Genomic DNA, 6,217 nt, shown 5'->3' on the forward strand with positions numbered 1-6,217 from the left:
AGATATACTCTCTTCAGCCTCTTGAGTTAACTGGCATAATTAATTACAAGTTCAACATTCCACTGCCTATATATTCTATCAAAACCTAGTGGGAGGGTGAGAATCCCCATAATCAAAATAATATGCAGCTAATTAAAAAACTTTTATCAGTTGTTGGAATCATTTCCATTACCCTGACAATCATCTTGGTCACCACACTGGTGAATAATTCACAATTATACGCCGCCGAAATTAGTCAGATAGAATTTATTGGTGAAGCAATTTTACCTCATAATTCCACCCTAAAAAACAACGCAATTGGCGGGTTATCTGGAATCACTTACGACCCCAACAAAGATGTTTATTATGCTATCTCCGATGACCGGGGAGAAAAAGCCCCCGCTCGATTTTATACCCTCAAGATAGACTTGAGTAAAGGTAAACTGCAAAATGGTGATGTTGTTCCCCTGGGTGTGACTACACTTTTAAATCAAGATAATCAACCCTTTCCTCCCGGTGAAACAGATACAGAAGGTATTGCTGTAACTAATCGGGACACTGTATTTATTTCTTCCGAGGGGGATGGGAGACAATTAATTAATCCCTTTATTCAAGAGTTCTCCCTGAATTCGGGTAAATTGCTGACAACATTACCCATCCCAAATAAGTTTTTACCAGACAAAAACCGTCAGCAAGGTATCCGCAATAACTTAGCCTTTGAAAGCCTCACCATCACACCTAACCATCAGTATTTATTCACCGCCACAGAAAATGCTCTGATTCAAGATGGCCCAGCTACTAAACCTAATGTTGGTACTTCTTCGCGGATTTTACAGTATAATCTCGTGACTAATCTACCAGAAAAGGAATTTTTATACACAACGGAACCAGTAGGACAAATGCTCAATGTTACTGGTAGGTTTAGTAGTGGATTACCGGATTTACTAGCATTAGATAACCGCGGACATTTCCTGAGCATAGAACGCTCTTTTACTGGGTTGTTATTTGCTGTTTCTCTGTTTGAGGTTTCCCTAGAAGGTGCTGATGATATTCAGAATATTAACAGCCTTTTAGCAGTGGACTCACAGAAAATTAAACCCGCAGAGAAAAAATTGCTCTTAGATTTAACAACTCTAGATGTAGTCTTAGATAATATCGAAGGTTTAACCTTTGGCCCGGATCTAGCTGATGGATATCGTTCATTGATTTTGATCAGTGATAACAATTTTAATTCATTCCAGCGCAACCAATTTCTGGCTTTTAAAGTTAAGATTGAGTCACCGCTGATGAGACTATTACGCCGGTTAATCAGGCGGTAACAACTCTGGCTAACTAGACGCGCCAAACCAGCCAGAGAAAAAATCTGATTTTTTTTCAAAAAGCACTTGACAATTCCCTGAATAAGAGGTAACCTAAGAAAGTTGGAAATCAAGGGACTGTAGTTCAACTGGTTAGAGCACCGCCCTGTCACGGCGGAAGTTGCGGGTTCGAGCCCCGTCAGTCCCGTTTTGGTTACGAGCAATAATTTATAAATCCCCGGTAGCATAATATATGTATTTGGGGATGTTTGTCTATGGTGCTGAGTCCTAAAACTGAGGATTTCAGTCTGGATATAAGCTAGATTGATGATGCTTTGTGAAAGAGAGAATTCATTGTGACTGTTAGAGTCCGTATTGCGCCGAGTCCCACGGGGAATTTACATATTGGTACAGCCAGAACCGCTGTGTTCAATTGGCTATTTGCTCGCCACCATGGTGGGAAGTTTATTCTAAGAGTTGAAGATACAGACCTAGAGCGATCGCGTCCCGAATATACTGAAAACATTCTGGAAGGTTTTCGCTGGTTGGGGTTAAACTGGGATGAAGGGCCATTTTTCCAATCCCAACGCCTGGATATGTATAAAGAGGCGGTGGAAAAACTTCTAGAACAAGGATTAGCTTATCGTTGCTACACCACCTCAGAAGAACTAGAAGGACTACGAGAAGCCCAAAAAGCCACAAACCAAGCTCCCCGCTACGACAACCGTCACCGCAACCTGACACCAGAACAAGAAGCAGCCTTTAAAGCCCAAGGGCGCAGCTGTGTGATTCGGTTCAAAATTGCTGATGAGCGAGAAATTGTCTGGAATGATCTAGTTAGGGGAACAATGACATGGCGAGGTAGTGACCTTGGTGGTGATATGGTCATCGCCCGCGCTTCAGAAACAGGTATTGGTCAACCACTGTACAACTTTGTGGTTGTAGTTGATGACATAGATATGCAAATTAGCCATGTTATCCGCGGGGAAGACCACATAGCCAACACCGCCAAACAAATTTTGTTATATGAAGCTTTAGGAGGTAAAATTCCCGAATTTGCTCATACACCCCTGATCTTAAATATGGAAGGGCGCAAACTTTCCAAACGGGATGGAGTGACTTCTATTTCTGACTTTAAGAAAATGGGCTTCACCTCTGAAGCTTTAGTCAATTACATGACCTTACTGGGGTGGTCGCCACCGGAATCAACGGAGGAAATCTTTACCTTAGAAACCGCTGCTCAACACTTTAGCTTTGAGCGGGTGAACAAAGCAGGAGCCAAATTTGACTGGGCAAAGTTGGATTGGTTAAATAGTCAGTACCTCCATCATATGCCCGTGGAGCAACTGACAGATTTAATCATCCCCTTTTGGGAAGATGCTAAATTTACCTTTGAGGGAGGACGAGAACGCCCCTGGTTAGAGCAGTTAGTCACTTTAATCAGCCAGAGTTTAACTCGTCTGACAGATGCGGTGGAAATGAGTAGACCGTTTTTCACTCAAACAGTAGAATTTACCTCAGAAGCTAGGGAACAACTGCAAAAAGAAGGTTCAGAGGTTGCTATTCAGGGAATTATCGCAGCTTTGGAAAATCACCCCCATCTGTCAGAAGCAACCGCCCAAGAAATCATTAAACAAGTGGTAAAAGAGCAAAAACTTAAGAAAGGTTTAGTCATGCGATCGCTCAGAGCGGCTTTAACTGGAGATGTTCATGGACCGGATCTAATTCAATCTTGGTTACTGCTCAATCAGATTAGTTTAGACAAACCCCGTTTACAGCAAGCCATGTCCGCCGCCAATTAGGCGCTTTCAGAACAGGGGACAAGAAGACTGGGAGAAATTTTTGATAATTTTCCCTGCTTTTCCCAGTCCCCAGCAGTAAATTTCTCTCATTTTGGGAACTTGCTGTGTAAAATTAGTGTCCACCAAAACCTAATCTTTAATGTCGAAAATAGTGATCAACCAAGGGATAAGATTATTCTTGATCATATTTGTACTGGGCACCACATCTGTAATTCAAGCCATAGCCAATGCCCAGGAAACACCACCGATATTTGGGGACATCACTATCAACCGAGAATTTTCTCCAGATCCTGTGAAAGTACGGGGGATGAGTGGGGGTTCACTACCAGCAAGACAAATTGCGGGGCGGTCTCAAACAGCCACTGGTGCCTGTACCGGATTTTTCCACCTCACCCCCGGACATACATTAGAGTTAAAAACTGGATTCGACTATTTGAAATTATTAATACAAAGTCCTCAAGACACCACCATGATTGTCAAAGGACCCGGCGGAACTTGGTGTAATGACGACTTTGATCGCGAAAATCCCGGCATAGTTGGGGAGTGGTTACCCGGAATATACCAAATTTGGGTGGGTTCATACCAAAAAGACAAGTATTTCCCTTATACATTACACATCACCCAAGTTAAGTAAAGACAAGGTGAATACCTACTGGGGAGAGGGGGAAATTCTTTGTTTAAGCACATCCACAACTATTGTTTCAAAGCCTCACCGGCTTTGAAACAATTTTTTCAGAAATCTTGAAATCCTTGCAATGACAGGGATATAGGGGTTATGGGCATTTTAATTTTCTTTTCGTCGCCTTAGTTTTTCACGCTTGATGCAAAGTTGTATTAAAATTAAGTTAACTTTAATTAAGATACTTTTTGATATCGCCGTCAGTCCCCTATGGCTACAGCGATTTATGATCAAAGATCAAATTAAACAAAATGGCATACCTAACCTAGTCACAGATGATGGCATCATCAGTTTCTACGGAAGGTTAATTGTATTGGCATCTAGAGGCAAATTAAAATGAAATTCTCCTGGCGAGTCGCGGTACTCTGGACATTGCCGGCTTTGGTGATTGGCTTTTTTCTCTGGCAAGGCGCTTTTGCTGGCAATCAGGCTGAAATGGGTAAAAATGCAGCTAATACCCGTATGACCTATGGCCGCTTCCTGGAATACCTAGACGCTAACCGTGTTAATAGCGTCGATTTGTATGAAGGTGGCAGAACAGCAATAGTCGAAGCCAGCGATCAAGATATCGAAAATCGTGTGCAACGGTGGCGGGTGGATCTGCCAATTAATTCTCCTGAGTTAATTACCAAGCTCAAAGAGAAAAACATCAGTTTTGATGCTCACCCCATGCGCAATGATGGCGCTATCTGGGGACTGTTGGGGAATCTGGTTTTTCCCATCCTCTTGATTACAGGATTGTTCTTTTTGTTCCGTCGCTCTAGCAATATGCCCGGTGGTCCTGGTCAAGCGATGAACTTTGCCAAATCTAAGGCTCGGTTTCAAATGGAAGCCAAAACAGGGGTGAAATTTGACGACGTAGCAGGTATTGAAGAAGCTAAAGAAGAACTGCAAGAAGTCGTTACCTTCCTGAAACAGCCAGAACGGTTTACCGCTGTGGGCGCACGCATTCCTAAAGGGGTGTTGTTAGTTGGTCCGCCCGGAACTGGTAAAACCTTACTCGCCAAGGCGATCGCCGGGGAAGCTGGTGTACCTTTCTTCAGTATTTCCGGTTCAGAATTTGTAGAAATGTTTGTGGGTGTGGGTGCATCCCGTGTCCGCGATTTATTCAAAAAAGCTAAAGACAACGCTCCCTGTATCATCTTTATTGATGAAATTGACGCAGTAGGAAGACAACGGGGTGCTGGTATTGGTGGCGGTAATGACGAAAGAGAGCAAACCTTAAACCAATTACTCACGGAGATGGATGGCTTTGAAGGTAACACCGGTATTATTATTATTGCCGCTACCAACCGTCCCGATGTCCTAGACTCAGCATTATTGCGCCCCGGTCGCTTTGACCGCCAAGTTACTGTAGACGCACCGGATATTAAAGGGCGTTTGGAAGTCTTACAAGTCCACTCCCGCAATAAGAAACTTGACCCTACTGTATCTTTAGAAGTCATCGCTCGGCGCACTCCTGGTTTCACAGGTGCGGATTTAGCCAATTTACTCAACGAAGCCGCCATCCTCACCGCCAGAAGACGCAAAGAAGCCATCACCCTCAGTGAAATTGATGATGCAGTAGACCGGGTAGTGGCTGGTATGGAGGGTACTCCTTTAGTAGATAGCAAGAGCAAACGCTTGATTGCTTACCATGAGGTAGGACACGCTTTAGTAGGGACATTGTTAAAAGAACATGACCCCGTACAAAAGGTTACCCTTATCCCCCGCGGACAAGCACAGGGCTTAACTTGGTTTACCCCCAATGAAGAACAAGGTTTAATTTCTCGTTCTCAACTCAAAGCCAGAATTACCGGTGCGTTGGGTGGTCGTGCTGCTGAAGAAGTGGTATTTGGCTCTGCGGAAGTGACAACTGGCGCTGGTGGAGACTTACAGCAGTTATCCGGAATGGCTCGCCAAATGGTGACCCGGTTCGGAATGTCTGACTTAGGTCCTCTGTCTTTGGAAAGCCAACAGGGAGAAGTATTCCTAGGTCGTGATTGGACAACCCGCTCTGAGTATTCAGAATCTATCGCCGCTCGCATTGACTCTCAAGTGCGCAAAATCGCCGAAGATTGCTACGAAAACGCCAAGAAAATTATCCGCGACCACCGCACAGCTTGCGATCGCCTAGTAGATTTACTCATCGAAAAAGAAACCATTGACGGCGAAGAATTCCGCCAAATCGTCGCTGAGTACACTGAAGTACCCGAAAAAGCTCAGTATGTACCACAACTGTAAAGCTTATAATTGAATTTGACAGCAATGGGGATGGTTAAGACCGTCCCTATTTTTTTTACTCAGATCCCGGACTTTAACTAAACTCTTGTAATTCTCCATGACAGAATTTACCAACTACATCGAAGACCTACAAACCAACATCAAACGCGGTGGAGAACGTAGTCATTACCCCAGCTTAAAACGACTGATTGAAAGTTTAATGATGGGAATTTACGCCACAATTGAAGAAAAAGGTA

General features: G+C 43.7%; 5 protein-coding genes and 1 tRNA gene. All 6 read left to right on the top strand.

Annotation, left to right across the window (positions count from 1 at the left end; genetic code table 11):
- Nucleotides 1-122 precede the first annotated feature (122 nt).
- Entirely contained in the window at nucleotides 123-1,298 is a 1,176-nt protein-coding gene (locus tag PN447_RS13340; protein ID WP_271763526.1) for an esterase-like activity of phytase family protein, read from the top strand.
- Between the two features lie 113 nt (nucleotides 1,299-1,411).
- Nucleotides 1,412-1,485: transfer RNA gene (locus tag PN447_RS13345), tRNA-Asp, on the top strand.
- A 148-nt stretch (nucleotides 1,486-1,633) separates the two neighbouring features.
- Complete coding sequence (gene gltX / locus PN447_RS13350; protein WP_271763527.1) at nucleotides 1,634-3,079, top strand: glutamate--tRNA ligase; 1,446 nt, start codon at nucleotides 1,634-1,636, stop codon at nucleotides 3,077-3,079.
- Nucleotides 3,080-3,218: 139 nt separating this feature from the next.
- Nucleotides 3,219-3,713, top strand: coding sequence for a hypothetical protein (locus PN447_RS13355; RefSeq protein WP_271763528.1), 495 nt, complete (start codon nucleotides 3,219-3,221; stop codon nucleotides 3,711-3,713).
- A gap of 187 nt (nucleotides 3,714-3,900) precedes the next feature.
- Entirely contained in the window at nucleotides 3,901-4,098 is a 198-nt protein-coding gene (locus tag PN447_RS13360) for a hypothetical protein (RefSeq protein ID WP_271763529.1), read from the top strand.
- Nucleotides 4,095-5,981, top strand: a complete 1,887-nt coding sequence (gene ftsH2 / locus PN447_RS13365; protein ID WP_271763530.1) for an ATP-dependent zinc metalloprotease FtsH2 — start codon at nucleotides 4,095-4,097, stop codon at nucleotides 5,979-5,981. The genes PN447_RS13360 and ftsH2 overlap by 4 nt, the downstream gene beginning before the upstream one ends.
- The last annotated feature ends 236 nt before the right edge of the window (nucleotides 5,982-6,217 follow it).

The sequence above is a fragment of the Anabaena sp. CS-542/02 genome, from assembly GCF_028331085.1.
Taxonomy (GTDB): Bacteria; Cyanobacteriota; Cyanobacteriia; order Cyanobacteriales; family Nostocaceae; genus Anabaenopsis; species Anabaenopsis arnoldii.